Origin of the sequence: Pseudomonas fakonensis, from assembly GCF_019139895.1 — a bacterium.
Taxonomy (GTDB): domain Bacteria; phylum Pseudomonadota; class Gammaproteobacteria; order Pseudomonadales; family Pseudomonadaceae; genus Aquipseudomonas; species Aquipseudomonas fakonensis.
Map to the genome: position 1 here is coordinate 5,417,451 of NZ_CP077076.1, position 23,621 is coordinate 5,441,071.

Here is a 23,621-nt window from a genome sequence, read left to right on the forward strand (position 1 = left end):
AGCCGCCTGTCGCTGGCCCGCGACAAGCTGGTCAGCAGTGGCCGTGCCGAACTGGCCGCCGAGGTTGAACGAGAACTGCAACTGATCGCCGCCCAGGCCCAGGTCATCGACGGCCTGCCGCTGCTGGGGGTGACCCGCGCCGCCGAATCCAACGCCGACGACTTCGCCGCCATGATGGGCCTGGAATCCCAGGCCAGCACCCAGCAGGAAGACGTCGCCGTGGGCCTGAAGCGCGAACTGCAGAGCCTGGTCAACCGCTACCCGGCCGAACTGCAACGCACCCGCGAACAGATCGAACGGCGCACCGAGCTTGCCGCCAGCACCAACCAGCGCCTGGACGCCGTGCAACAGGCCATCGCCGGCCTTGAGCCCGAAGTACGCGGCCAGCACGCGAAGATCGCCGCCGAGGTGCGCATCATGCAGGGGCTGATGATCGGCCTGATCCTGCTGATCGCCCTGCTGATCGACACCCTGCAGCGGCGCCTGGCGCGCACCCTCACAGGCCTGGCCCCGGCACTGTCGCGCTGGGCCGAAGGCGATTTCGCCCAGGCCATCGCCTTGGGCAAGACCAACCGCGAGCTGCACGATATCCAGGAGTCGCTCAACCGCCTGCGCCAGTACCTGGTCGAGCTGGTCGGCACCATCCGCCACAACGCCGAACAGGTAGCCGGCAGCAGCCACGCCCTGGCCGGCATGAGCAGCGCCCTGCACGACGGCGCCGAGCGCCAGGCCGGCGATACCGCACAGATTCGCGACGCCCTGGGTGAGCTGGAGGCAACCATCCAGCAGGTGGCCGGCGACGCCAGCGCCGCCGCCGACGCCAGCCGCGATGCCGGCCGCGCCGTCGAGCAGGGCCAGGCGGTGATCGGCCAGAGCCTGTCGGGCCTGCGTTCGCTGGTGGACGAGGTGCAGGGCAACGCGCGCATGATCGAACAACTGGCCGAGGAGTCGGCCACCATCGGCGGCGTGCTGACGGTGATCCGCTCGATTGCCGAACAGACCAACCTGCTGGCACTGAACGCCGCCATCGAGGCAGCCCGGGCCGGCGAGATGGGCCGCGGCTTTGCCGTGGTCGCCGACGAAGTACGCTCGCTGGCCCAGCGCACCACCGGGGCCACCGGCGAAATCCAGGCGCTGATCGACCGCTTGCAGCAAGCTGCCCGCGATTCGGTTGAAGGCATGCGCACCCAGCTCGAGCACGCCGAGGCCACCGCCGACCAGGCGCAATCGGCCGACGGCGCACTGGACGAGATCGTCACCGCCATCCGCACCATCGCCGATACCGCCGTGCGCATTGCCGACGTGACCGCGCAACAGACCGGCGCGGTGAGCGAGATTCGCGACCACAGCGAGCGCATTCACGAGTTGGGCGGGGACAACCTGCAGCGCATTGGCGAGGGGCGTGAGCAGGGCGAGCAGTTGCTCAAGCTGGGCGGTGAGCTCAATACCGCGGTGCGCGCGTTCCGCTTGTAACCTTCGCGGGCCCTATCGCCGGCAAGCCGGCTCCTACAGAGCCTGCGCGCATCCTGTAGGAGCCGGCTTGCCGGCGATAGGGCCCGCACAGCCCACAACGGCCCTGTTGCCCTGCCAACTCCGCTATGATGCGCACCAGGTTCCACCTCGCGAGTCCGCCATGCGCCGCCTGCTTTGCCTGCTTCTCCTGCTGCTGGCCAGCCCCGCCTTCGCCAGCGGCCTGCTCGACAACCGCCCCAGCGCCACCCTCGGCGCCGCCTCGACGGCCAACAATGCCGATTTCCTGCCGGTGCACGAGGCCTTCAAGCTGAGCCTGGTGCAGGCCGATGCGCAAAGTATCAAGCTGCGCCTGGTCGCTACCGACGGCTACTACCTGTACCGCCACCGCTTCCAGTTCCGTACCGAGCCTGCCGACATCAAGCTGGGCACGCCGAACATCCCCCAGGGCGAGCCCAAACACGACGAATTCTTCGGCGACGTCGAGGTTTACCACGGCGTGGTCGACATCGACCTGCCGCGCAACGACCCGCGTGCCTTCACCCTGCTGGTGGGCTACCAAGGCTGCGCCGACAAGGGCCTGTGCTACCCGCCGGAAACAGAGCGCCTGAGCATCGATGGCGAAGGTACGCTCAGCACCGGCAGTACCGAACAGGGCTGGAGCTGGAAATCACTGGCGTTGTTCTTCCTCGCAGGCATCGGCCTGACCTTCACCCCCTGCGTACTGCCGATGCTGCCGATCCTCTCCGGCGTGGTGCTGCGCGGCCAGGTCGGCGGCCTGCGCGGGCTGTCGCTGTCGCTGGCCTACGTGTTGCCGATGGCCGCCAGCTTCGCCGTGCTCGGCGCACTGATGGGGCTGTTCGGTGCAGGGCTCAACCTGCAGGCCAGGCTGCAGTCGGCCTGGGTGCTGGTGCCGTTCGCGGCATTCTTCGTGCTGTTTGCCCTGGCCATGTTCGGCCTGTTCGAAATCAAGCTGCCCCAGGCCCTGAGCAACCGCCTGGACAAGGTCGCCAACCGCACCCAAGGGGGCTCGCTGCTGGGCGCCGCAGTGCTCGGCGTGCTCTCCAGCCTGCTGGTGTCGCCCTGCGTGTCGGCGCCCCTGGCCGGCGCCTTGCTGTACATCAGCGCCAGCGGCGATGCCATCGGTGGCGCCTTGAAACTGTTCGCCCTGGGCCTGGGCATGGGCGCCCCGCTGCTGCTGGTGGCCACCGGCGGTGCGGCCTGGCTGCCGAAAAGCGGGCCGTGGATGAACACCGTGAAAAACACCATCGGCGTGCTGTTGCTGGGCCTGGCCATCGGCCTGCTCAGCCGCGTGCTGCCAGGGCCAGCCACCTTGCTGCTGATCGGCCTGCTGGCCGCCGGGGTGGCGCTGTTCCTCGGCGCCCTGGAGTTCGTGGTCAAAACACCTCGCCAACGCCTGGCGCAACTGCTAGGCCTGGCCCTGCTGGTGTACGCCCTGGCCTGCTGGTACGGCGCCCTCAGTGGCCAGGGCGACCCGCTGCGCCCGCTGCCGTCACCGGTTACCGCCGACAGCGCGGCACCGGCCAAGGCTGATGCCTGGCAAACCCTCACCACCCCCGCCGCCCTCGATGCCGCGCTGGCCGAGGCCAAAGCCGCCGGCCAGCCGGTGCTGCTGGACTGGTACGCCGACTGGTGCATCAGTTGCAAGGTGATCGAGCACCAAGTGCTGAACGCACCGCAAGTACAGGCTCAACTTGGCGGGTTGCGCCTGCTGCGCTTCGACATCACCGACAGCAACGCCGAGCAGCGCACCCTGCTCGACCGCTACCAGCTGTTCGGCCCACCGGCGCTGATGTTGTTTGCCGCGAACGGCAGCGAACTTACCGCTGATCGGGTGATCGGCGAGATAAACGCCGGCGATTTTGCTGCGGTTCTGGCGCGCGTGCGCGGCCAACTCGGTCTATAACTTCCCGCGACTTGTGAAAAATCTCGTTGCAAGTGACCAGAGTTAATCATCTGGTCACATACTTTGCGCGAACCTCGGGCAACGTGCTGGCTATTGCCGGGAACTGGACACTCGACGCCCGTTGCGGCAATATCGCCGCGCTATGTCGAATTGCCCTACAAAACCAAGGAATCGCAGATGGCAACCCTACTGGTGCTGCACGGCCCCAACCTGAACCTGCTGGGCACCCGCGAGCCGGGCCACTATGGCGCAGCCACCCTCGCCCAGATCAACCAGGACCTGGAGCAACGCGCCCGCGCCGCCGGCCACCACCTGCAATACCTGCAGAGCAATGCCGAATACGAATTGATCGACCGCATCCATGCCGCGCGCAACGAAGGCGTGGACTTCATCCTGATCAATCCGGCCGCTTTCACACACACCAGCGTCGCATTACGTGACGCGTTGCTTGCGGTGAGCATCCCATTCATCGAAGTGCACCTGTCCAACGTGCACAAGCGTGAACCGTTCCGTCACCACTCGTACTTCTCCGATGTTGCCGTGGGGGTGATCTGCGGCCTGGGCGCCACCGGTTACCGGTTGGCCCTGGAGTCTGCACTGGAACACCTGGCTGCCAACGCACAGCCCTGATGACACAAGGCCTTGGCCCCAATGGGCCGAGGCTTGGAAGAAACGTTTTCGACACGTTTTCAAATTACATCCCCGACCAAACACTGGGAGTTGCTGATTAATGGATATCCGTAAAGTCAAGAAGCTGATCGAACTGCTGGAAGAGTCCGGTATCGACGAACTGGAGATCAAGGAAGGCGAAGAGTCCGTTCGCATCAGCCGTAACAGCAAGGCACCGGCCGCTCAACAGTTCTACGCACCGGCTCCGATGGCTGCCCCGGTTGCCGCCGCTCCAGTTGCCGCTGCAGCGCCTGCCGCCGAAGCCGCCGCTGCCGCCCCGGCCCTGAAAGGCACCGTGGTCCGCTCGCCGATGGTCGGTACCTTCTACCGCAAGCCGTCGCCGACCTCGCCGAACTTCGCTGAAGTGGGCCAGGCCGTGAAGAAAGGCGACACCCTGTGCATCGTCGAAGCCATGAAGATGATGAACCACATCGAAGCCGACGTTGGCGGCGTGATCGACGCCATCCTGGTGGAAGACGGCCAGCCGGTTGAGTTCGACCAGCCGCTGTTCACCATCGTTTGATTCGCGGAGAGCCAACGATGTCTGGGAAGCTCGAAAAAGTTCTGATCGCCAACCGCGGGGAAATTGCCCTGCGGATCCTGCGTGCCTGCAAAGAGCTGGGTATCAAGACCGTCGCCGTGCACTCCACGGCCGACCGTGAACTGATGCACCTGGGCCTGGCAGACGAGTCGGTCTGCATCGGCCCTGCATCGTCCAAGGATTCCTACCTGCACATTCCGGCAATCATCGCTGCCGCCGAAGTGACAGGCGCTACTGCCATCCACCCGGGCTACGGCTTCCTCGCGGAAAACGCCGACTTCGCCGAACAGGTGGAAAACTCCGGTTTCGCCTTCATCGGCCCGAAAGCCGACACCATTCGCCTGATGGGCGACAAGGTTTCGGCCAAGGACGCCATGATCAAGTCGGGCGTTCCGACCGTACCGGGCTCCGACGGCCCGCTGCCGGAAGACGAAGAAACCGCACTGGCCATTGCCCGTGAGGTTGGCTACCCGGTGATCATCAAGGCCGCCGGTGGCGGTGGTGGTCGCGGCATGCGCGTGGTGCACAAGGAAGAGGACCTGATTTCCTCGGCCAAACTGACCCGTACCGAAGCCGGTGCAGCCTTCGGCAACCCGATGGTGTACCTGGAGAAGTTCCTGACCAACCCACGCCACGTGGAAGTTCAGGTGCTGTCCGACGGACAGGGCAATGCCATTCACCTGGGTGACCGCGACTGCTCGCTGCAGCGCCGCCACCAGAAAGTGCTGGAAGAGGCCCCGGCCCCGGGCATCGACGAGAAGGCCCGCCAGGAAGTCTTCAAGCGTTGCGTCGACGCCTGCGTCGAGATCGGCTACCGCGGTGCAGGTACCTTCGAGTTCCTGTACGAGAACGGCCGTTTCTACTTTATCGAGATGAACACCCGCGTCCAGGTCGAGCACCCGGTCTCGGAAATGGTCACCGGCATCGATATCGTCAAGGAGATGCTCAGCATCGCCGCTGGCAACAAGCTGTCGTTCCGCCAGGAAGACGTCGTGATTCGCGGCCACTCCCTGGAGTGCCGGATCAACGCCGAAGACCCGAAGAAGTTCATCCCGAGCCCAGGCAAGGTCAAGCACTTCCACGCCCCGGGTGGCAACGGCGTGCGCGTCGATTCGCACCTGTACAGCGGTTATTCGGTTCCGCCGAACTACGACTCGCTGATCGGCAAGCTGATCACCTACGGCAAGGACCGCGACGAAGCCATGGCGCGCATGCGCAATGCCCTGGACGAGATCGTCGTCGACGGCATCAAGACCAACATCCCGCTGCACCGCGACCTGGTGCGTGATGAAGGTTTCTGCAAAGGCGGCGTCAACATCCACTACCTCGAGCACAAACTGGCCAACCAGGAGTGATCGCGTTAGCGTGATGCAAAAACCCCGGCCCTGTGCCGTAATGCTGTCCACTTAGAATTGCCGGGGCCGCTTTGCGGCCCATCGCGACACAAGGCCGCTTCCCACGGGTACTGTACATGGCTTGGTAATTCAGCCTTGCGCAGTACCTGTGGGAAGCGGCCTTGTGTCGCGATGGGCTGCAAAGCAGCCCCGGCAATTTTGCATGATGCCAATGCCCTGGGGCCGCTACGCGCCCCTTTCCGGCCGGTCCGGCGCCCCGGCAAGGCCGCTCCACACAGACCGCGCCCTCTCTGGCTCCTCTACAAACCCCCGCCACTCGCGTAAACTGCCAGCCTTTCGCGCAGCCCAAGCTGCCGCCCCTGTCGATTTACCAAAGGTGCCCGCCATGCCCTGGCTGCAAGTACGCCTGGCCATCAGCCCGGAACAAGCCGAAACCTACGAAGACGCCCTGCTTGAAGTGGGCGCGGTGTCGGTGACCTTCATGGATGCCGAAGACCAGCCGATCTTCGAACCGGACCTCAACACCACCCCGCTGTGGTCGCACACCCACCTGCTGGCGCTGTTCGAAGCCGATGCCCAGCCAGAGCAAGTGTTCGCCCACCTGCAACTGCTGACCGGCAATGAGCTGCCTGAGCACGAAGCCGAGGTGATCGAGGACCAGGATTGGGAGCGCAGCTGGATGGACAACTTCCAGCCCATGCGTTTCGGCCAGCGCCTGTGGATCGTACCGAGCTGGCACGAAGCCCCGGAAAAGGACGCCGTCAACCTGCTGCTCGACCCGGGCCTGGCCTTTGGTACCGGCACCCACCCCACCACCGCGCTGTGCCTGGAATGGCTCGACGGCCAACAGCTCGACGGCACCCAGGTGCTGGATTTCGGCTGCGGCTCGGGCATTCTGGCCATCGCCGCGCTGCTGCTGGGCGCCCGCCACGCGGTCGGCACCGACATCGACGTGCAGGCCATCGAAGCCTCCCGTGACAACGCACAGCGCAACGGCATTGCCGACGAAACGTTCGACCTGTACCTGCCCGAGCAGATGCCGGCCATGCAGGCCGACGTGCTGGTGGCCAATATCCTCGCCGGCCCCTTGGTTTCGCTGGCACCGCAACTGTCCGGCCTGGTGCGCCCTGGTGGCCTGCTGGCGTTGTCGGGCATCCTCGCCGAACAGGGAGAGGAAGTGGCTGGCGCCTATGCTGCCGACTTCGACCTGGACCCGATCGTCGTACGCGACGGCTGGGTACGGATCAGTGGCCGCCGCCGCTAGGTCAAACTAGACTCAACCGCTGCACAGCCCCCGGACCGCCGCATGACCGACAGTTTCGTCACCCAGTGCCCGCATTGCCAGACCAGCTTTCGCGTCACTCACCACCAATTGAGCGTGGCCCGTGGCGTGGTGCGCTGCGGCAACTGCCTGCAGGTGTTCAATGCGGCCAAGCAACTGCTGGAGCAGAACCGCGCAGCCAACGCCCAGGCCCCGGCGCCTGAGCCGGCTGCAGCGCCGGCACCAGCACCGGTTGAGCAGGCCCCGGCCGCACCGGTCGAGGACCTGGCCAGCACCACCGAGGCGCTGGACGCCCTGGACCTGGACCACGAGCTGGCCCGCCTGGAACGCCGCCGCCCCGGTGACCGCCGCGCCGCCACGGCAGAACCGGCCCTGCATGCGCGACGTGACGAACAGGCCAGTGACGAGCACACCGACGACGTGCCATTCGGCACCGCCACCGACGATCACCCCGAGCCCGAGGCCGAGCGCAGCGATGCCCCCGTGCTGATCGAGCAAGAACTACCGGCGCCCGAGCCCGAAGCCGCAGACGAGCGAACCGAGCCCACCCTCGGCAACGCCGACCTAGAGCTGGACGACGAGCCGCCAGTGCGCCAGCAGCCTGCAGATGACGACCTGGAGCCGCCGTTCGAGCGCCAGGCAGTCGATGATGAACCCAAGCCTGCAAAGGGCCTGTCGGCGCTGGACGACGATGTGCACAGCGAGCGCCTCTCGGCACGCGACGAAGAAACCCTCGACGAGCCTGACGACGAGCGCCTGGAGCCGAGCCTGGCCACCAAGCCTGCACGCCCGCGCAAGGAGCCGCTGGTCGACGTGGTCGATGATCCGTTGCAACTGGGCTGGGAAAAGCCTGCCCCCAACTGGGGCAAACGCCTGCTTTGGGGCCTGCTGACCCTGCTGGCCGCCGGCCTGCTGGCGTTCCAGTACGTCTGGTACCACTTCGACGAAATGGCCCGCCAGGACCAGTACCGCCCGTGGTTCCAGCAGCTGTGCCCGATGCTCGGCTGCGAAGTGCCGACCCGCGTCGACATCTCGCGGATCAAGAGCAGCAACCTGGTGGTGCGCAGCCACCCTGACTTCAAGGGCGCACTGATCGTCGACGCGATCATCTACAACCGCGCCCCGTTCGCCCAGCCCTTCCCGCTGCTGGAGCTGCGCTTTGCCGACCTCAACGGCCAGTTGATCGCCAGTCGTCGCTTCAAGCCCAGCGAATACCTGTCGGGCGAACTGGCCGGGCGCGGCGAAATGCCCAGTCAGACACCGATCCACATCGCCCTGGACATCCTCGACCCAGGCCCGAAGGCGGTGAACTACAGCCTGAGCTTCCGCTCCCCGGATTGATACAGCCCCAAGCAGCAAGCGCCAAGCCGCAAGAAACAGCAAACGGATGATTGCCTGAAACTGCGATCGGCTTCTGATCTTGCAGCTTCTGGCTTGCAGCTTGTTGCTGCGTCCGTTGCTCAGATTTTATCCAAATCCTTCTTTATCCGGTCACCGAGAGCGGGTATCATGCCATCCCTTTTTCGAACTCCAATGATCCGGCCCCACAACAGGGAACACCTATGTCGGCGGTACGCATCGGCCCATACACACTGCACAACAACCTGATCCTTGCGCCCATGGCCGGGGTGACGGACCAGCCTTTCCGTACGCTGTGCAAACGTCTGGGCGCAGGCATGGTGGTGTCGGAAATGGTCAGCAGCGACATGAGCCTGTGGAACAGCCGCAAGTCGAGCCTGCGCCGCATTCACGAAGGTGATCCCGAGCCGCGCTCGGTACAGATCGCCGGTGGTGATGCGCAAATGATGGCCGCCGCGGCCCAGGCGAATGTCGCCGCCGGCGCGCAGATCATCGACATCAACATGGGTTGCCCGGCAAAAAAAGTCTGCAACAAGGCCGCCGGCTCTGCTTTATTGAGAGACGAAGCCTTGGTCAGCGAGATCCTCCATGCCGTGGTCGGCGCAGTGGAGGTCCCGGTGACGCTGAAGATTCGCACCGGTTGGGACCGGGCGAACAAGAACGGCCTGAACGTGGCGAAGATCGCCGAACAGGCTGGCATTCAGGCGCTGGCGGTGCATGGCCGCACACGCGCCGACCTGTACACCGGTGAAGCCGAGTACGACACCATCGCCGCGATCAAGCAGGCGGTGTCGATCCCGGTATTTGCCAACGGCGATATCACCTCGCCGGAAAAGGCCCGGGCGGTGCTGGACGCCACCGGGGTCGACGGCCTCTTGATCGGCCGTGCCGCCCAGGGGCGGCCGTGGATTTTCCGCGAGATCGAGCATTACCTGCGCACGGGCGAGCATTTTCCCGCACCGACGCTGGATGAAGTGGAACGCATTCTGCTGGAACACCTGGCCGCGTTGCATGCCTTCTACGGCGATGTGATGGGCGTGCGGATCGCCCGCAAGCACGTCGGCTGGTACCTGGCAACCCGAGCTGGCGGCAAGGAGTTCCGCAGCCAGTTCAACGCGTTGCAAGACACACAAGCGCAGTGCGCCAACGTTCAGGCCTATTTCGCCGAACGTCGACAGAGCCTTGGTACAGAGGACGAACAAGGGGTGGCCGCATGACGATGATGACCGAGACATTAGTGAGTGGAACAACGCCCGTGAGCGACAACGCCAACCTCAAGCAGCACCTGAACACGCCGAGCGAGGAGGGCCAGACCCTGCGCGACAGCGTCGAAAAGGCGCTGCACAACTACTTCGCCCACCTGGAAGGCGCAACCGTCACGGACGTGTACAACCTGGTGCTCTCGGAGGTCGAGGCGCCCCTGCTCGAAAGCGTGATGAACTACGTCAAGGGCAACCAGACCAAAGCCAGCGAGATGCTCGGGCTCAACCGAGGCACGCTGCGCAAGAAGCTCAAGCAGTACGATCTGTTGTAAGGCCAGAACCCCCGACAAAAAAGGCGCTCATGCAAAGAGGCGCCTTTTTTGCTGAATCCACCGCGTTATGGAACCCGAAATGACCGACCAGACTACCCGCCTGCCAGTCCGCCGCGCCCTTATCAGCGTCTCCGACAAGACCGGTATCCTCGAATTCGCCCGTGAGCTGCAACAGCTCGGTGTCGAGATCCTGTCCACCGGCGGCACCTACAAGCTGCTCAAGGACAACGGCGTGAACGCGGTGGAAGTGGCCGACTACACCGGCTTCGCCGAAATGATGGACGGCCGGGTCAAGACCCTGCACCCGAAGATCCACGGTGGCATCCTTGGCCGTCGCGGCACTGACGACGCCATCATGAACGAGCACGGCATCAAGCCGATCGACCTGGTCGCGGTCAACCTGTACCCGTTCGAAGCCACCATCAGCAAGCCAGGCTGCGACCTGCCGACCGCCATCGAGAACATCGACATCGGCGGCCCGACCATGGTCCGCTCGGCGGCCAAGAACCACAAGGACGTGGCCATCGTGGTCAACGCCGGCGACTACGCAGGTATCGTCGAAGGCCTGAAAGCCGGCGGCCTGACCTACGCCCAGCGCTTTGACCTGATGCTCAAGGCCTTCGAACACACTGCCGCCTACGACGGCATGATCGCCAACTACATGGGCACCATCGACCAGGCCAAGGACACCCTGTCCACTGAAGCGCGCAGCGAGTTCCCGCGCACCTTCAACAGCCAGTTCGTCAAGGCCCAGGAAATGCGCTACGGCGAGAACCCGCACCAGAGCGCGGCGTTCTACGTTGAAGCCAAGAAAGGCGAAGCCAGCATCTCCACCGCCATCCAGCTGCAGGGTAAAGAGCTGTCGTTCAACAACGTGGCCGACACCGACGCAGCCCTTGAGTGCGTCAAAAGCTTCGTCAAGCCGGCCTGCGTCATCGTCAAGCACGCCAACCCGTGCGGCGTGGCCGTGGTACCGGAAGACGAAGGCGGCATCCGCAAGGCCTACGACCTGGCCTACGCCACCGACACCGAGTCGGCCTTCGGCGGCATCATCGCCTTCAACCGCGAGCTGGACGGCGCAACCGCCCAGGCCATCGTCGAGCGCCAGTTCGTCGAAGTGATCATAGCCCCGAAAATCTCCCAGGCCGCCCGCGATGTGGTCGCTGCCAAGCAAAACGTACGCCTGCTGGAATGCGGCGAGTGGCCAGCCGAGCGTGCTGCCGGCTGGGACTTCAAGCGGGTCAACGGTGGCCTGCTGGTGCAGAGCCGCGATATCGGCATGATCAGCGCCGATGACCTGAAAATCGTCACCAAGCGCGCCCCGACCGAGCAAGAAGTCCACGACCTGGTATTCGCCTGGAAAGTCGCCAAGTTCGTCAAGTCCAACGCCATCGTCTATGCCAAGCAGCGCCAGACCATCGGCGTCGGCGCCGGCCAGATGAGCCGCGTCAACTCCGCGCGCATTGCTGCAATCAAGGCCGAGCATGCTGGCCTGCAGGTACAGGGCGCGGTCATGGCCTCGGACGCGTTCTTCCCGTTCCGTGACGGCATCGATAACGCAGCTAAAGTGGGTATCAGCGCGGTGATCCAGCCGGGTGGCTCGATGCGTGATGCCGAGGTGATTGCTGCTGCCGACGAAGCCGGTATCGCGATGGTGTTCACCGGTATGCGCCACTTCCGCCACTGATTTACGGCAATCGGCCGCACTGAAGCAGGCATCTGCTGCGTTGGGGCCGGTTCCGCTGATGCTCATTGCCATAAGGCAACTCCGCTCATCGGAACCGGCCCCGCCTTGCATCTACCTGCTTCATTGCGACCTCGTACAGCGAGAAGCAATGTCTCTCGTTCGACAGATTTCGAGGTTTTGACATGAAAGTTTTGATCATCGGCAGCGGCGGCCGTGAGCACGCCCTGGCCTGGAAAGTCGCCCAGGACCCACGCGTGGAGAAAGTCTTCGTGGCCCCCGGCAACGCCGGCACCGCCATCGAGCCCAAGTGCGAGAACGTCGCCATCGACGTCTGCGCCCTGGAGCAACTGGCTGACTTCGCCGAGAAGAACGTCGACCTGACCATCGTCGGCCCGGAAGCGCCGCTGGTCATCGGCGTGGTCGATCTGTTCCGCAGTCGCAACCTCGCCTGCTTCGGCCCAACCAAAGGCGCCGCCCAGCTGGAAGGTTCCAAGGCCTTCACCAAGGATTTCCTGGCCCGCCACAAGATCCCCACCGCCGACTACCAGAACTTCACCGAGATCGAGCCGGCCCTGGCCTACCTGCGCGAAAAAGGCGCACCGATCGTGATCAAGGCCGACGGCCTGGCTGCGGGCAAGGGCGTGATCGTCGCCATGACCCTGCAGGAAGCCGAAGACGCCGTGCGCGACATGCTTGCCGGCAACGCCTTCGGCGAAGCCGGTTCGCGCGTGGTCATCGAAGAGTTCCTCGACGGCGAGGAAGCCAGCTTCATCGTCATGGTCGACGGCCACAACGTGCTGCCCATGGCCACCAGCCAGGACCACAAGCGTGTCGGTGATAAAGACACCGGCCCGAACACCGGCGGCATGGGCGCCTACTCCCCCGCCCCGGTGGTCACCGCCGACGTGCACCAGCGCGTGATGGACCAGGTGATCTGGCCGACCGTGCGTGGCATGGCCGAGGAAGGCAACGTCTACACCGGCTTCCTGTACGCCGGCCTGATGATCGACAAGGCGGGCAACCCCAAGGTCATCGAGTTCAACTGCCGCTTCGGCGATCCGGAAACCCAGCCGGTCATGCTGCGCCTGGAGTCGAGCCTGGTACTGTTGATCGAAGCCGCCTTCGCCAAGGCCCTGGACAAGGTCGAGGCCCAGTGGGACCCGCGCCCGAGCCTGGGCGTGGTGCTGGCAGCCGGTGGCTACCCGGGCGACTACGCCAAGGGCGACGCCATCAGCGGCCTGGACGCAGCGGCAAAAATCGAAGGCAAGGTGTTCCATGCCGGCACTTCGCTCAAGGACGGCCAGGTAGTCACCAACGGCGGCCGCGTGCTCTGCGCCACTGCCATGGGCGCCAGCGTGGCCGACGCGCAGCAGCAAGCCTACCGCCTGGCCAAGGAAGTCAGCTGGAATGGCAGCTTCTACCGCACCGACATCGGCTACCGGGCCATTGCCCGCGAGCGCGGTGAACAGCAGCAGTGATGTTGTACCGAATGGCCGCGCAGCCTTGCGCGCGCGGCCTTCGGCTCGTCGACAAGGCCCCTCGGGGCCTTGCCTTCGCCTTGGCCCGCCGCGCATAGTTATTGCCTGGCTCATTCGCTAAGAAAGGATTTCGTCGTGCGTCGGCTTCGGATTGCCACAGCCCTTATCGTCAGCCTGCTGACCCTGCTCTGCCTGCTCCCGGCCCATGCCGAACAGGCCGCAGGCTGGTCTGCGCTGCTCGATGAGCAGGCCAGCCTGCAGCTTTCCGACGTGCGCTCCGAGCGTTACCGCAACCAGTTCAGCCCCGTCACCCTCGAAGAACTGGATGCCGCCCTGCCCGACCAGGCCCTGTGGCTGCACTATCGGCTGCTGCCCAGCGACAGTGAACAACTGGTGCGCATCTTCGCCCCCGACCTGTCACGCCTGGACCTCTATGCCCTCGAAGACGGCAAGCTGGTGCGCCAGTTGCACCACGGGCACCAGGGCGAGAGCTCCGATCTGCACGGCAGCGACCACATCCTGCCGCTGCCCCACAGCAAGCAACCGGTGGATATCTACCTGCGCCTGGTGTCCGAACACCAGCTCCGCCCGGCCGTAAGCCTTGAGCCTGCCGCCACGGCCGCAGCCGACCAGCGCCTGCCGTTGCTGTTCGGCGTGCTGTTCGGCGGCCTGGCGATGCTGATCGTGCACAACCTGATCCGTTTCGCCTACACCCGCTCCAGCACCACGCTGATCCTGGCCCTGTACCACGGCCTGATGCTGCTCAGCGCATTGATTCTGCTCAACCTCAGCGGGCCCTGGTCGCACCTGTGGTACAGCGCGCAAACCCAGACCGCCTACCTCACCCTGGTGCTGGCGGGGCTGGCCGGCCTGTATTTCACCCAGCACTTTTTCGCCCGCTGCAATTCGGCGCGGCTCAACCGCCTGCTGCAGGGCGAGATGCTGGTGGTCGCGGTCAGCGGCCTGGTGCTGCTGTTCGTCGACACCCTGCCGCTGAACCTGATGACCTACGCCCTGATGGCCCTTGGCAGCCTGAGCATGTTGCTGGTCAGTGCCTACCACTGGCACAAGGGGTTCGTGCCGGCGCGGCTGTTTGCCATGGCGATGCTGGTGTTCAACCTCGGCGGCCTGGTGCTGCTGCCGGCGCTGCTCGGCCTCACCCGCACGCCCACCCCCTGGCTGCTGTGCGTGCTGATGGTGCTGACACTGGCCAGCGGCCTGCTGCTCAACCTGTCGGTAAGCGAACGGCTGCGGCGCATGAGCGAGGAGCGCTTCCGGGCCAGCCGCGCCCTGGCCGCCAGCGACGCCGAAATCAACGCCAAGGCCGAGTTCCTGGCCAAGATCAGCCACGAAATCCGCACCCCGATGAACGGCGTGCTGGGCATGACCGAGCTGCTGCTGGGCACGCCGTTGTCGGTCAAGCAGCGCGACTACGTGCAAACCATCCACAGCGCCGGCAACGAACTGCTCACCCTGATCAACGAGATTCTCGACATTTCCAAGCTCGAATCGCGGCAGATCGAACTGGATGACGTGCAGTTCGACCTCAACGCGCTGATCGAAGACTGCCTGAACATCTTCCGGGCCAAGGCCGAGCAGCAGAACATCGAGCTGATCAGCTTCACCCAGCCCCAGGTGCCACGGGTGGTCAGCGGTGACCCGACGCGCTTGCGCCAAGCCCTGTCGAGCCTGCTCGACAACGCCCTGAAAAACACCGACCAGGGCGAAATCCTGTTGGTGGTGGCCCTCGACCAACGCGGCGACACGCCCCGCCTGCGCATTGCCGTGCAGGACAGCGGCGCGCCCATGCCGCCGGCCGAGCGTGACGCCCTGCTGCAGGCCGAACTGCACAGCCGTCACTTCCTCTCCAGCAACAAGCTTGGCGGCCACCTGGGCCTGGTGATCGCCAAACAACTGATCGCCCTGATGCAAGGCGAGTTCGGCATCAAGACCAGCACCAGCATGGGCAACACCCTGTGGCTGACCCTGCCGTTGGACCCTCAACGCCTGGAGCAACCGCCGGCCGACTTCGACGGCCCGTTGCGCGAGGCACGGGTGCTGGTGGTGGACGACAACGACACCTGCCGCAAGGTGCTGGTGCAGCAGTGCAGCGCCTGGGGCATGAACGTCAGCGCCGTGCCATCGGGCAAGGAAGCGCTGGCGCTGCTGCGCACCAAGGCGCACCTGCGCGACTACTTCGACGTGGTGCTGCTGGACCAGAACATGCCAGGCATGACCGGCATGCAACTGGCCGCCAAGATCAAGGAAGACCCGAGCCTGAACCACGACATCCTGGTGGTCATGCTCACCGGCATCAGCAACGCCCCGAGCAAGATCATCGCGCGCAACGCCGGGATCAAGCGCATCCTCGCCAAGCCAGTGGCCGGCTACACCCTCAAGACCACCCTGGCCGAAGAGCTGGCCCTGCGCGGCCGCGAACAGGCCATGGCACTGCCACCCAGTACCACGGCGCAACCGCTGCACCTGCCGGGCGACTTCCGCATCCTGGTGGCCGAAGACAACAGCATCTCGACCAAGGTCATCCGCGGCATGCTCGGCAAACTGGACCTGGAGCCCGACACCGCCAGCAACGGTGAAGAAGCGCTGCAGGCAATGAAAGCCAAGCACTACGACCTGGTGCTGATGGACTGCGAAATGCCGGTGCTGGACGGCTTCAGCGCCACCCAGCAACTGCGTGCCTGGGAGTCTGCCAACCAGCGCCCGCGCACGCCGGTGGTGGCGCTGACCGCGCACATTCTCGCCGAGCACAAGGAACGCGCACGCCTGGCCGGCATGGACGGGCACATGGCCAAGCCGGTGGAGCTGTCGCAACTGCGTGAAGTCATCCAGTACTGGGCGGCGCAGCGGCAGGTGGTGACCGACCCGCTGGAATGAAACACCGCAGGCAGCGCTGTCGGCGTAGGAGCGGCCTTGCGTCGCGGATGCACTTCGTAGCAGCCCCCGGCCATTTTTGCCGTAGCGAGATCCCGGGGCCGCTCTGCGGCCCTTTCGCGACACAAGGCCGCTCCTACAGGTTCCATGCTATACAGTGACATCTCCCCGCCGCGGACCACCCCCATGCTCCATGAGTTGTTCAGCGTCTACCTGAAGATGCTCGTGCTCTACAGCCCGTTCTTCGTGCTTTCGTGCTTCATCAGCCTGACCCGCGGCTACTCCGGCAAGGAGCGCAAGCAGCTGGCCTGGCGGGTGGCGATCGCCACGCTGGTGGCCAGCGTGCTGCTGTACCTGTTCGGGCGGGTGATCTTCGGCGTGTTCGGCATCACCGCCGATGCGTTTCGCATCGGCGCAGGCTCGGTGCTGTTCATCTCGGCCCTGGGCATGGCCCAGGGCAAGTCGGCGATCCAGACCGACAACGTGCAGCAGGACGTGACCATCGTGCCGCTGACCATCCCGCTGACCGTGGGCCCGGGCACCATCGGTGCGTTGCTGGTGATGGGCGTCAGCCAGCCGCATTGGGATGACAAGCTGCTGGCCATCGTCAGCATCGCCCTGGCCAGCTTCACCGTGGGCCTGGTGCTGTACCTCTCGCACCGTATCGAGCGCATTCTGGGTGACCAGGGCTTGCAGATCGTCAGCCGCCTGATGGGGCTGTTCGTCTGCGCCCTGGCTGCGCAGATCATCTTTACCGGGATCAAGGGTTACCTGGTCAGCTAGCTGTCGTAATCCAGCACACGTGCCCGGCAGAGCTGAACCACACGCTCCTGAACCTTGGGCAGGTAGCTGTGCTCGAACGCCTGGATATTGAAGCGCACCAGCTCCGCACGCACGTTGCGATGGCTGCGCTTGCGGCTGATGAAGCCCGCACGGAACGCCGACTGGGTGTCCGCCTCGTGGTAGAGCACCATGTCCACCCGGCCAGCGCCCGCCGGCGCACAGGGCAGCAACTGAAAGTGCTGGCGTTCGTAGGCATGCTGCTCCAACGCCAGCAGCGCCGCTGCGCTGCCAGGCAAGCTGCCCATGGAACGGCTGCTGGCCTCGGCAAAGTGCTCGCCAGCGGTTGCCGCTATGGTCCCCAGCACCTGATCGACCTGTCGTGCACGGCCCTCGTCCGGCCAGTGGACCTGCTCCGCCGACACCGAGTCCCAACCCATGAACCTGAGCTGGTTTCGGTAGTAAGTGAACCAGTCATCGAGCAAACCTTCCTTCCTGACCGACTCGGCCGCACGCTCGGCCATGGCCAGCGCCAGTTTCACCGACTCCTTGCGTGCCTTGGTAATGCCCGGCAGGAACGTGACGATCCCGGCACCAATTACCGCAGAGGTGGCATCAACCATGTTCGCCTCCTGCCGCACCGGCCCCCAGGTCGAAGCACCACGCCCCCTGTGCATCCCTGTCTTTCATCAGCGCCCGCAGCTCATCACGCTTGCTTTTGAATCGCCCATTGTCCAGCGCCAGCGAGACCCCGTAGAACTCGATTTCGCCGCCGAGCAACTGCTCGCACAACAGCGCGTCCAGGCCAATGTGCGGGAGCGCTGCCTCGCGTTGCAGGGTGATGCTGCAAAGGTCGAGCACCGGCCCCGGCTTGAGTACCCCGATTTCGACCGCCACCCGGTTGCCCTGCACGGCGTACTTGAACAGGTGGGCAAAGCCCTCGGCCGACCCGCTCAGTTTCGCCTTGACCGCAGCCAGCACGGCCTCGTGCTTGATCGAACGCATTCGCAACCAGGCCTCGAGGGGTTGCGTCCGGCTGCCGTCGAGGGTTTGCCCCAATCGCTTGAAATCATGGGTTTGCGCCAGCTTGATCCAGCCCAGCTGGTGGTAGGCATTGCGATAGGCCCGGTACCAGCTTTCATGGTCGGCAAAACGTGACCCGGCTTGCTTGTTCGCCACCAGTTGGGCGTACAGGATCGAATCGAAGGCGGCTTGGCGTTGTTCGCTCAAGGCGTGGGGGGAATGCAGCAACGCCGTTGCACCAATCAACATCAGTGGCTCGATTGCTCTGTCCATCACTTGGCCTCTTCAGAAGGTCCGAAAAGGGCGGCGCCCTGACGGCGCCGCCGCACGCTCAGATGTCGTACTGCAGAACGTTCTCGACGCTGCGCACGCCAAGTTTGTTTTCCACGGTTTCGCGGACCTTGTCGTAGACGAAATTGTTGAGCGTGAGCACTGCGGTGCCCGCGTAGTACTCGGACTTGTCCAGCGCCCACTGGATGCCCAGCACATCACCATTGAACTTCGGTGCATGGGCCTTGATGCAGCTGACCACCATGACCACATCGTTGTTTTCGGTTTCGATGCAGGCCGCCAGGCCAACCATGCCGCGGGCCTTGTTCTTGCGTTTGTGCTCGATGACGCGGGCGTCGTCCTCGACCGTGGTCAGCTTGTCGAACGCGCTCTTGGCCAGCTTGCCCAGCGTCGTGCCGCCCAGCAGGGCGTTGCCGACCACACCGATGGTGCGCACAGCAACGGCGCCCACGGTGACAGACAACTCTGCCGAGGTTTCCAGCTCGTAGCTGCGCCGGGGGATGGTGAAGCCGAGATCACGCATGACATCGATGAACTGGTCGTACCATTCGCGGCTCTGGGTTTCGGCATCGAACGCCTTGTCGGCCACCAGGGTGGCAAAGTGGTAGGCGTTCTTGACGTCATGACGGCTCTGCGAAGACATGCCTGCGCCACAGGCGAGCAGGTTGCCTTCGACCAGTATCGCGCTGTCGTTTGCGGTGACCTGTGTTTGCTCGGACATTGGGAAAATCCTTCAAGGTAGCCCCTGGATTGGGGGCTGCCACCATAGCCAGCGCGCCATGGGGGCAGAACCTTGAAGAGTTTCCCAACAGCCTAGGTTGCCGAAGGGTACCAGCGCGGCGTGTAGGCCCATACGCCACCCGCCAGACGCGGGAATGTGCAGGTTGTCGACGAGCCCACCAGCACCATGGTGCGCATGTCGACCATCTCCGGCACCAGTTCGGCCAGGGTGACGACCCTGAGCGTCTGCCCTGGCCTGCCGATATCTCGGCCAAGGACTACAGGCGTATTCCCGTCGCGGTGGCGGCGCACCACCTCCAGCGCCACCCCAAGCTGGTGCGGCCGGGACTTGGAGATCGGGTTGTAGAACGCCAGCACCAGGTCGGCTTGGCACGCAAGGTCCAGGCGTTTCTCGATGATCGACCAGGGTTTGAGGTTGTCCGACAGCGACATCACGCAGAAGTCGTGCCCCAGCGGTGCGCCGGCCTGCGCAGCAGTGGCCAGCGATGCCGAAACACCCGGCAGGATCTCCAGGTCGACCCGGTGCCAGGCAGGGTCGGTGGACTCGTGCAGCGCCTCGAGCACTGCCGCCGCCATGGCGAATACCCCAGGGTCTCCGGATGAGACCACCACCACCGAACGCCCTTGCGCGGCCAGCTCGAAAGCATGCCGGGCGCGTTGCATCTCTTCGCGGTTGTCGGTGCAGTGCTGCACCTGGTCGTCACGCAACGGGCCGGCCATGCGCACATAGGTTTCGTAGCCAAGCACATCCTCGGCGCGGTCCAGCTCGGCGCGCACCGCAGGCACCATCAGCTCGGCAGCGCCGGGGCCAAGGCCGATCACCGCCAGACGGCCGCGCTTGCGGCCGACCTGGTGCACATCCACCGGCGCGTCGGCGATGGCGATGGCCACACCGCCGACCGTTTGCACACTGGCCTGCGGTAGCGCCTGCGCAAGCATGGCTTGCAGGTTATCGGCGTCAGGGGCAAAGCGCAGGCCGACATTCAATGCCCGGGCGGCCTCGTGCAGTGCAGGCTCGGCCATGTCGGCTTCACCGGCCAAAAGAGCGGCCAGCGAAGCTTCGGCTATACCCGCAGCGTGCAAGCTTTCACGCACCTGCAACGCCACATCGGCACTACCGCCAGCCACCGCCACCGCCACGCAGCGAGCGTGGATCAACAGCTCGTCACGGCTGGCAGCACGCACCGAGCAACCCACGTGAATCGTCCGTTGCGCGCTGTCGCTGGCCGGCAACTGCGCCTGTGCCAGCCACGGCGCATGGCCCTCGATGCGTACCGCCTCGCCCGCCAGCAGGTCGGATACAAAGCGCTTGCCCTGCTCAAGGTCCGCCAGCGCATAGCCCTGTGGCGGGTTCAGCAGACAGGTGCCGAAACGCAGCTCGCCGCTGGTGGTGATCGCCGCGTTCACCCCAAGCGCCTCGGCCATTTCACGGGCCATGACATTGACCCCGGCCAGCCCGCCCAGCAGCGGCACCACTGCGCTGCCGTCCTCGGCCACCGCCAGTACCGGCGGCTCGTCGCCCTTCTCGCCCAGCAACGGCGCCAGGGTACGAATGACGATACCGGCCGCGCACAGGGCAATGATCGGCGTGCCCTGCTGGTACAGCCCGCGCAGGGTGTCGCCGAACGACTCGTAAAAGTGCTCGGCCTGCTCCACGCGCCCTTGCAGGCCATGGATCTGCGCCTGTGGATAACGCTGCTGGATACGCCGCGCGGTGGCCAGGCTGCCCGGGCCGAGAATGACGATTGCCGGGGCTCTGTTCATCCCTGCCATTTTTCACCCGCCACGATGATCAGCGAGAAGTATGGCGAAGACTGCGGGTCGACCGCATCCAGCGCGACGATTTTCTGGTTGGCCATGGTCGCGCGCTCCACGTACAGCGCGCGCTGGTCCATGCCCAGCTCGCCCAGCACCTGGCGCACCTTGGGGAAGTTACGCCCAAGCTTCATGATCACCGCCGCGTCGGCGTCGGCCAGGCGGCGCTTGAGCTCTTCATGGGGCAGCACGCCAGAGAGTACGGTCAGGGTCTGGTTGCGGTACACCAGCGGCGCGCCCAGCACCGAGGCGCCACCGAGCATCGAGCACACGCCAGGGATCACCTGCGCCTCGTAGCGTGAGGCCAGGCGGTCGTGCAGGTACATGTAGGAGCCGTAGAAGAACGGGTCACCCTCGCAGATCACCGCCACATCGCGCCCGGCATCCAGGTGTTCGGCCACCTGCACGCTGGCTTCGTCGTAGAAGTCGCTGATCACCTGTTCGTAGGACAGCGGCGCCGGCAGCGCTTCGGTGGTCACCGGGTACACCAGCGGCAGCAAGGTCTGCTCGGCCTGCAAGTGCGCCTCGATGATGCCGAAGGCATTGCCACGCTTGCCCTTGGCCACGAAGTACGCCACCACCGGCGCTTCGCGCAGCAGGCGCAGGGCCTTGAGCGTGATCAGCTCGGGGTCGCCCGGGCCTACGCCCAGGCCCAGCAGTCGTCCGCGTACGTGCATCATTCCACCTCCGTGGCCAGGGCATTGACCGCAGCCGCCGCCATGGCGCTGCCACCCAGGCGGCCCTGCATGATCACGAACGGCACGCCGCGGCTATCGGCAGCTAGCATCGCCTTGGACTCGGCCGCGCCCACGAAGCCCACCGGGAAACCAAGAATCAGCGCAGGCTTGGGCGCGCCGGCATCGATCATTTCCAGCAGGTAGAACAGCGCGGTGGGGGCGTTGCCGATCACCACCACGCTGCCTTCCAGGTGCGGGCGCCACAGCTCCAGGGCCACCGCCGAGCGGGTGTTGCCCACCTCCTGTGCCATGCCCGGCACGCTGGGGTCGCGCAGGGTGCAGATCACCGGGTTGTTGGCCGGCAGGCGGGCGCGGGTGATGCCTTCGGCGACCATGTGCGCATCGCACAGGATCGGCGCACCGTTTTTCAGGGCCTCACGGCCGGCGGTGCCGGCGCCTTCGGAGAACTGCAGGCCGTCGATGGCCTCGACCATGCCGCAGGCATGGATCACCCGCACAGCGAGTTTTTCCAGGTCGGCGGGGATCCGTTCGAGGCGGGCTTCCTCGCGAATGATGCGGAAAGAATTGCGATAGATCTCCTGACCATCGCGGATGTAGTCAATCATCAAGGTGCTCCGTCGGCAGGTCGAGCATGGCGCCTGCTTCTTCTGGGGTAAGGTCGCTCGCGTGCAGCCGGCCGAAGCCCGGCAGGCGCGCGTCGCGCAAGTAAAGGTCGTAGCGGCCCGGGGCACGGGCCAGCAGGGTGGCCGGGGCGACATGGGCCGCGGCGCAGGAACGTTGGCAGGCCGACAGGTGCACGCTGCCGGGGGCGCCGTGGTGCAGGTGCGCAGCCAGGGTGAGCGCATCGGCCTTGGTGTCGGCCAGTGCCTTCGCGCAGCCGGCCGAGCCGGTGCAGGCCGCTACCCGGGCCAGGGGCTGGTCGGTATCACAGAGCATGCCGAGCGCCTGCAGTTCGGCCTGGGCCTGGTGTACATGGGCGGGGGCCAGCGAGGTGATCACCAGGCCCTGCCACGGGCTCAGGCGCAGGCTGGAATCGCCCCACTGCCGGGCGATAGCGGCAACCGCGCGCAGCATGGCCGGGGTCAGGCGGCCCAGCGGCGGCGCCACGCCAAGGGCGATACCCTGCTGCTGGCGCAACACGCCCAGCCAGGGCGTGGCGGCGGCCGGGCGGCGCCAACCGGGCGGTGCATCGACAAAGCGAACCGCCAGCCCATCGACAAAGCGCTGCGCCGGGCAGCTCGCCAGCAATTGGCGCATGCGCGACTGCTCGGCGCCGGCCAGGTCGAGAAAGCGCTCCAGCACCGCGCGCACCAGCGCCAGGCCTTGCTCGACCGGCACCATGCCCAGGGCCGGGTCACGGGCCGGGCAACCGGCCAGGCCGAATGCCAGCCAGGTGCGCTGGCCATGTACCAAAGCTGACAGCCAAAGGTCATGGGGGTGTTCGAGCATGGCCAGGCCCTCACCGCCGTCCAGCTGCACGGCGAACTTGGCCGACAGCTGATGAAAACGCGGCGTGGACTCCAGCAATTGAAGGATCTGCCCGGCCGGCGGCCGGGTATCCAGCAGCATCGCCGGGTCGAGCCCGGCCAGCGGGCTGAGCATCAGGTTGCGCACATCGTCACCAGCCACATCGCGGGGGCCCAACCCCGCCGCCAGCAGGTGCTCGACCAGGCCCGCTTGGTCGGCACCAATGCCGCGGATCTGCAGGTTGGCGCGGTTGGTCGCCTCGATCACCCCACCGGCAAAACGCTCTGCCGCGTCTGCCACCGCCTCGGCCTGCTCGGCCAGCAGCAGCCCGCCGGGCAGCTTGATGCGGCAGATGCCGCCATCGCGCGCGGCAACGATGCGCCACAACCCCGGGCAGGCCGAGGGGCGGGGCAAAACGGCGGGGGTTCGGGGCTGCTTCAAGGGGGCGTCCAGCAATCGTGAAAGTGCGCTTGAGTGTAGAAGGCGCGGTATTATGCCTGCTTTGTCCGGCGGCATGAAAAACCGGCGGTCGAACGTTGAACTTCAGGGGGGCTGCTGCGCAGCCCTTTCGCGGCGCAAGGCCGCTCCTACAGGCTGCGCGCACTCTGTAGG

The 23,621-nt window shown here is 65.4% G+C and carries 20 protein-coding genes; 13 read left to right on the forward strand and 7 right to left on the reverse strand.

Going from position 1 to position 23,621, the window contains the following annotated elements; translation table 11 throughout:
* Positions 1 to 693 precede the first annotated feature (693 nt).
* The 13 genes from KSS94_RS27700 to KSS94_RS23940 all read left to right on the forward strand — a co-directional run bounded on the left by KSS94_RS27700 (position 694) and on the right by KSS94_RS23940 (position 16,977).
* A complete protein-coding gene (locus KSS94_RS27700; protein WP_369992295.1) occupies positions 694 to 1,473 on the forward strand; it encodes a methyl-accepting chemotaxis protein in 780 nt (259 codons plus the stop codon).
* A 160-nt stretch (positions 1,474 to 1,633) separates the two neighbouring features.
* The gene (locus tag KSS94_RS23885; RefSeq protein WP_217840497.1) at positions 1,634 to 3,397 is read left to right on the forward strand and encodes a protein-disulfide reductase DsbD; all 1,764 of its coding nucleotides are present in this window, start codon (positions 1,634 to 1,636) and stop codon (positions 3,395 to 3,397) included.
* Positions 3,398 to 3,574: 177 nt separating this feature from the next.
* On the forward strand, positions 3,575 to 4,027 hold the full coding sequence (gene aroQ, locus KSS94_RS23890) for a type II 3-dehydroquinate dehydratase (protein ID WP_011535870.1): 453 nt from the start codon (positions 3,575 to 3,577) through the stop codon (positions 4,025 to 4,027).
* Between the two features lie 100 nt (positions 4,028 to 4,127).
* Positions 4,128 to 4,589 carry an acetyl-CoA carboxylase biotin carboxyl carrier protein gene (accB, locus tag KSS94_RS23895; protein ID WP_217840498.1) on the forward strand — a complete coding sequence of 154 codons (462 nt, stop codon included), beginning with the start codon at positions 4,128 to 4,130 and terminating at the stop codon, positions 4,587 to 4,589.
* Between the two features lie 17 nt (positions 4,590 to 4,606).
* The gene (accC, locus tag KSS94_RS23900; RefSeq protein ID WP_217840499.1) at positions 4,607 to 5,962 is read left to right on the forward strand and encodes an acetyl-CoA carboxylase biotin carboxylase subunit; all 1,356 of its coding nucleotides are present in this window, start codon (positions 4,607 to 4,609) and stop codon (positions 5,960 to 5,962) included.
* Positions 5,963 to 6,347: 385 nt separating this feature from the next.
* The gene (gene prmA, locus KSS94_RS23905; protein WP_217840500.1) at positions 6,348 to 7,226 is read left to right on the forward strand and encodes a 50S ribosomal protein L11 methyltransferase; all 879 of its coding nucleotides are present in this window, start codon (positions 6,348 to 6,350) and stop codon (positions 7,224 to 7,226) included.
* A 42-nt stretch (positions 7,227 to 7,268) separates the two neighbouring features.
* Positions 7,269 to 8,585, forward strand: coding sequence for a DUF3426 domain-containing protein (locus KSS94_RS23910; protein WP_217840501.1), 1,317 nt, complete (start codon positions 7,269 to 7,271; stop codon positions 8,583 to 8,585).
* Between the two features lie 221 nt (positions 8,586 to 8,806).
* A complete protein-coding gene (gene dusB / locus KSS94_RS23915) occupies positions 8,807 to 9,820 on the forward strand; it encodes a tRNA dihydrouridine synthase DusB (protein ID WP_217840502.1) in 1,014 nt (337 codons plus the stop codon).
* Positions 9,817 to 10,137 carry a DNA-binding transcriptional regulator Fis gene (gene fis, locus KSS94_RS23920; RefSeq protein ID WP_008093076.1) on the forward strand — a complete coding sequence of 107 codons (321 nt, stop codon included), beginning with the start codon at positions 9,817 to 9,819 and terminating at the stop codon, positions 10,135 to 10,137. The genes dusB and fis overlap by 4 nt, the downstream gene beginning before the upstream one ends.
* Before the next feature lie 79 nt (positions 10,138 to 10,216).
* Positions 10,217 to 11,824 carry a bifunctional phosphoribosylaminoimidazolecarboxamide formyltransferase/IMP cyclohydrolase gene (purH, locus tag KSS94_RS23925; protein WP_217840503.1) on the forward strand — a complete coding sequence of 536 codons (1,608 nt, stop codon included), beginning with the start codon at positions 10,217 to 10,219 and terminating at the stop codon, positions 11,822 to 11,824.
* Between the two features lie 182 nt (positions 11,825 to 12,006).
* On the forward strand, positions 12,007 to 13,302 hold the full coding sequence (purD, locus tag KSS94_RS23930; protein ID WP_217840504.1) for a phosphoribosylamine--glycine ligase: 1,296 nt from the start codon (positions 12,007 to 12,009) through the stop codon (positions 13,300 to 13,302).
* A gap of 135 nt (positions 13,303 to 13,437) precedes the next feature.
* Positions 13,438 to 16,197, forward strand: coding sequence for a hybrid sensor histidine kinase/response regulator (locus KSS94_RS23935; protein ID WP_217840505.1), 2,760 nt, complete (start codon positions 13,438 to 13,440; stop codon positions 16,195 to 16,197).
* 183 nt (positions 16,198 to 16,380) lie between these two features.
* Positions 16,381 to 16,977, forward strand: coding sequence for a MarC family protein (locus KSS94_RS23940; RefSeq protein ID WP_217840506.1), 597 nt, complete (start codon positions 16,381 to 16,383; stop codon positions 16,975 to 16,977).
* Here KSS94_RS23940 and KSS94_RS23945 read toward each other — a convergent pair.
* From KSS94_RS23945 to cobG, 7 genes are all read right to left on the reverse strand, one after another.
* A complete protein-coding gene (locus KSS94_RS23945) occupies positions 16,974 to 17,597 on the reverse strand; it encodes a hypothetical protein (protein ID WP_217840507.1) in 624 nt (207 codons plus the stop codon). The genes KSS94_RS23940 and KSS94_RS23945 overlap by 4 nt on opposite strands.
* A complete protein-coding gene (locus tag KSS94_RS23950; protein ID WP_217840508.1) occupies positions 17,590 to 18,270 on the reverse strand; it encodes a hypothetical protein in 681 nt (226 codons plus the stop codon). Before KSS94_RS23950 ends, KSS94_RS23945 begins: the two co-directional genes overlap by 8 nt.
* 58 nt (positions 18,271 to 18,328) lie before the next feature.
* A complete protein-coding gene (locus KSS94_RS23955) occupies positions 18,329 to 19,009 on the reverse strand; it encodes a hypothetical protein (RefSeq protein ID WP_217840509.1) in 681 nt (226 codons plus the stop codon).
* A 92-nt stretch (positions 19,010 to 19,101) separates the two neighbouring features.
* Positions 19,102 to 20,793, reverse strand: a complete 1,692-nt coding sequence (gene cobJ, locus KSS94_RS23960; protein ID WP_217840510.1) for a precorrin-3B C(17)-methyltransferase — start codon at positions 20,791 to 20,793, stop codon at positions 19,102 to 19,104.
* Entirely contained in the window at positions 20,790 to 21,524 is a 735-nt protein-coding gene (locus tag KSS94_RS23965; RefSeq protein WP_437179983.1) for a precorrin-2 C(20)-methyltransferase, read from the reverse strand. Before KSS94_RS23965 ends, cobJ begins: the two co-directional genes overlap by 4 nt.
* A complete protein-coding gene (locus tag KSS94_RS23970; RefSeq protein ID WP_217840511.1) occupies positions 21,521 to 22,147 on the reverse strand; it encodes a precorrin-8X methylmutase in 627 nt (208 codons plus the stop codon). The genes KSS94_RS23965 and KSS94_RS23970 overlap by 4 nt, the downstream gene beginning before the upstream one ends.
* On the reverse strand, positions 22,140 to 23,465 hold the full coding sequence (gene cobG / locus KSS94_RS23975) for a precorrin-3B synthase (RefSeq protein WP_437179984.1): 1,326 nt from the start codon (positions 23,463 to 23,465) through the stop codon (positions 22,140 to 22,142). Before cobG ends, KSS94_RS23970 begins: the two co-directional genes overlap by 8 nt.
* Between the last annotated feature and the right edge of the window lie 156 nt (positions 23,466 to 23,621).

Coding starts and splice junctions, on each gene's coding strand:
- fis (WP_008093076.1), top strand. CDS start 9,817: ATGACGATGATGACCGAGACATTAGTGAGTGGAACAACGCCCGTGAGC.
- aroQ (WP_011535870.1), top strand. CDS start 3,575: ATGGCAACCCTACTGGTGCTGCACGGCCCCAACCTGAACCTGCTGGGC.
- KSS94_RS27700 (WP_369992295.1), top strand. CDS start 694: ATGAGCAGCGCCCTGCACGACGGCGCCGAGCGCCAGGCCGGCGATACC.
- KSS94_RS23945 (WP_217840507.1), bottom strand. CDS start 17,597: ATGGTTGATGCCACCTCTGCGGTAATTGGTGCCGGGATCGTCACGTTC.
- purH (WP_217840503.1), top strand. CDS start 10,217: ATGACCGACCAGACTACCCGCCTGCCAGTCCGCCGCGCCCTTATCAGC.
- KSS94_RS23970 (WP_217840511.1), bottom strand. CDS start 22,147: ATGATTGACTACATCCGCGATGGTCAGGAGATCTATCGCAATTCTTTC.
- accB (WP_217840498.1), top strand. CDS start 4,128: ATGGATATCCGTAAAGTCAAGAAGCTGATCGAACTGCTGGAAGAGTCC.
- KSS94_RS23910 (WP_217840501.1), top strand. CDS start 7,269: ATGACCGACAGTTTCGTCACCCAGTGCCCGCATTGCCAGACCAGCTTT.
- prmA (WP_217840500.1), top strand. CDS start 6,348: ATGCCCTGGCTGCAAGTACGCCTGGCCATCAGCCCGGAACAAGCCGAA.
- KSS94_RS23940 (WP_217840506.1), top strand. CDS start 16,381: ATGCTCCATGAGTTGTTCAGCGTCTACCTGAAGATGCTCGTGCTCTAC.
- KSS94_RS23950 (WP_217840508.1), bottom strand. CDS start 18,270: ATGGACAGAGCAATCGAGCCACTGATGTTGATTGGTGCAACGGCGTTG.
- accC (WP_217840499.1), top strand. CDS start 4,607: ATGTCTGGGAAGCTCGAAAAAGTTCTGATCGCCAACCGCGGGGAAATT.
- cobJ (WP_217840510.1), bottom strand. CDS start 20,793: ATGAACAGAGCCCCGGCAATCGTCATTCTCGGCCCGGGCAGCCTGGCC.
- KSS94_RS23965 (WP_437179983.1), bottom strand. CDS start 21,524: ATGATGCACGTACGCGGACGACTGCTGGGCCTGGGCGTAGGCCCGGGC.
- dusB (WP_217840502.1), top strand. CDS start 8,807: ATGTCGGCGGTACGCATCGGCCCATACACACTGCACAACAACCTGATC.
- KSS94_RS23885 (WP_217840497.1), top strand. CDS start 1,634: ATGCGCCGCCTGCTTTGCCTGCTTCTCCTGCTGCTGGCCAGCCCCGCC.
- KSS94_RS23955 (WP_217840509.1), bottom strand. CDS start 19,009: ATGTCCGAGCAAACACAGGTCACCGCAAACGACAGCGCGATACTGGTC.
- purD (WP_217840504.1), top strand. CDS start 12,007: ATGAAAGTTTTGATCATCGGCAGCGGCGGCCGTGAGCACGCCCTGGCC.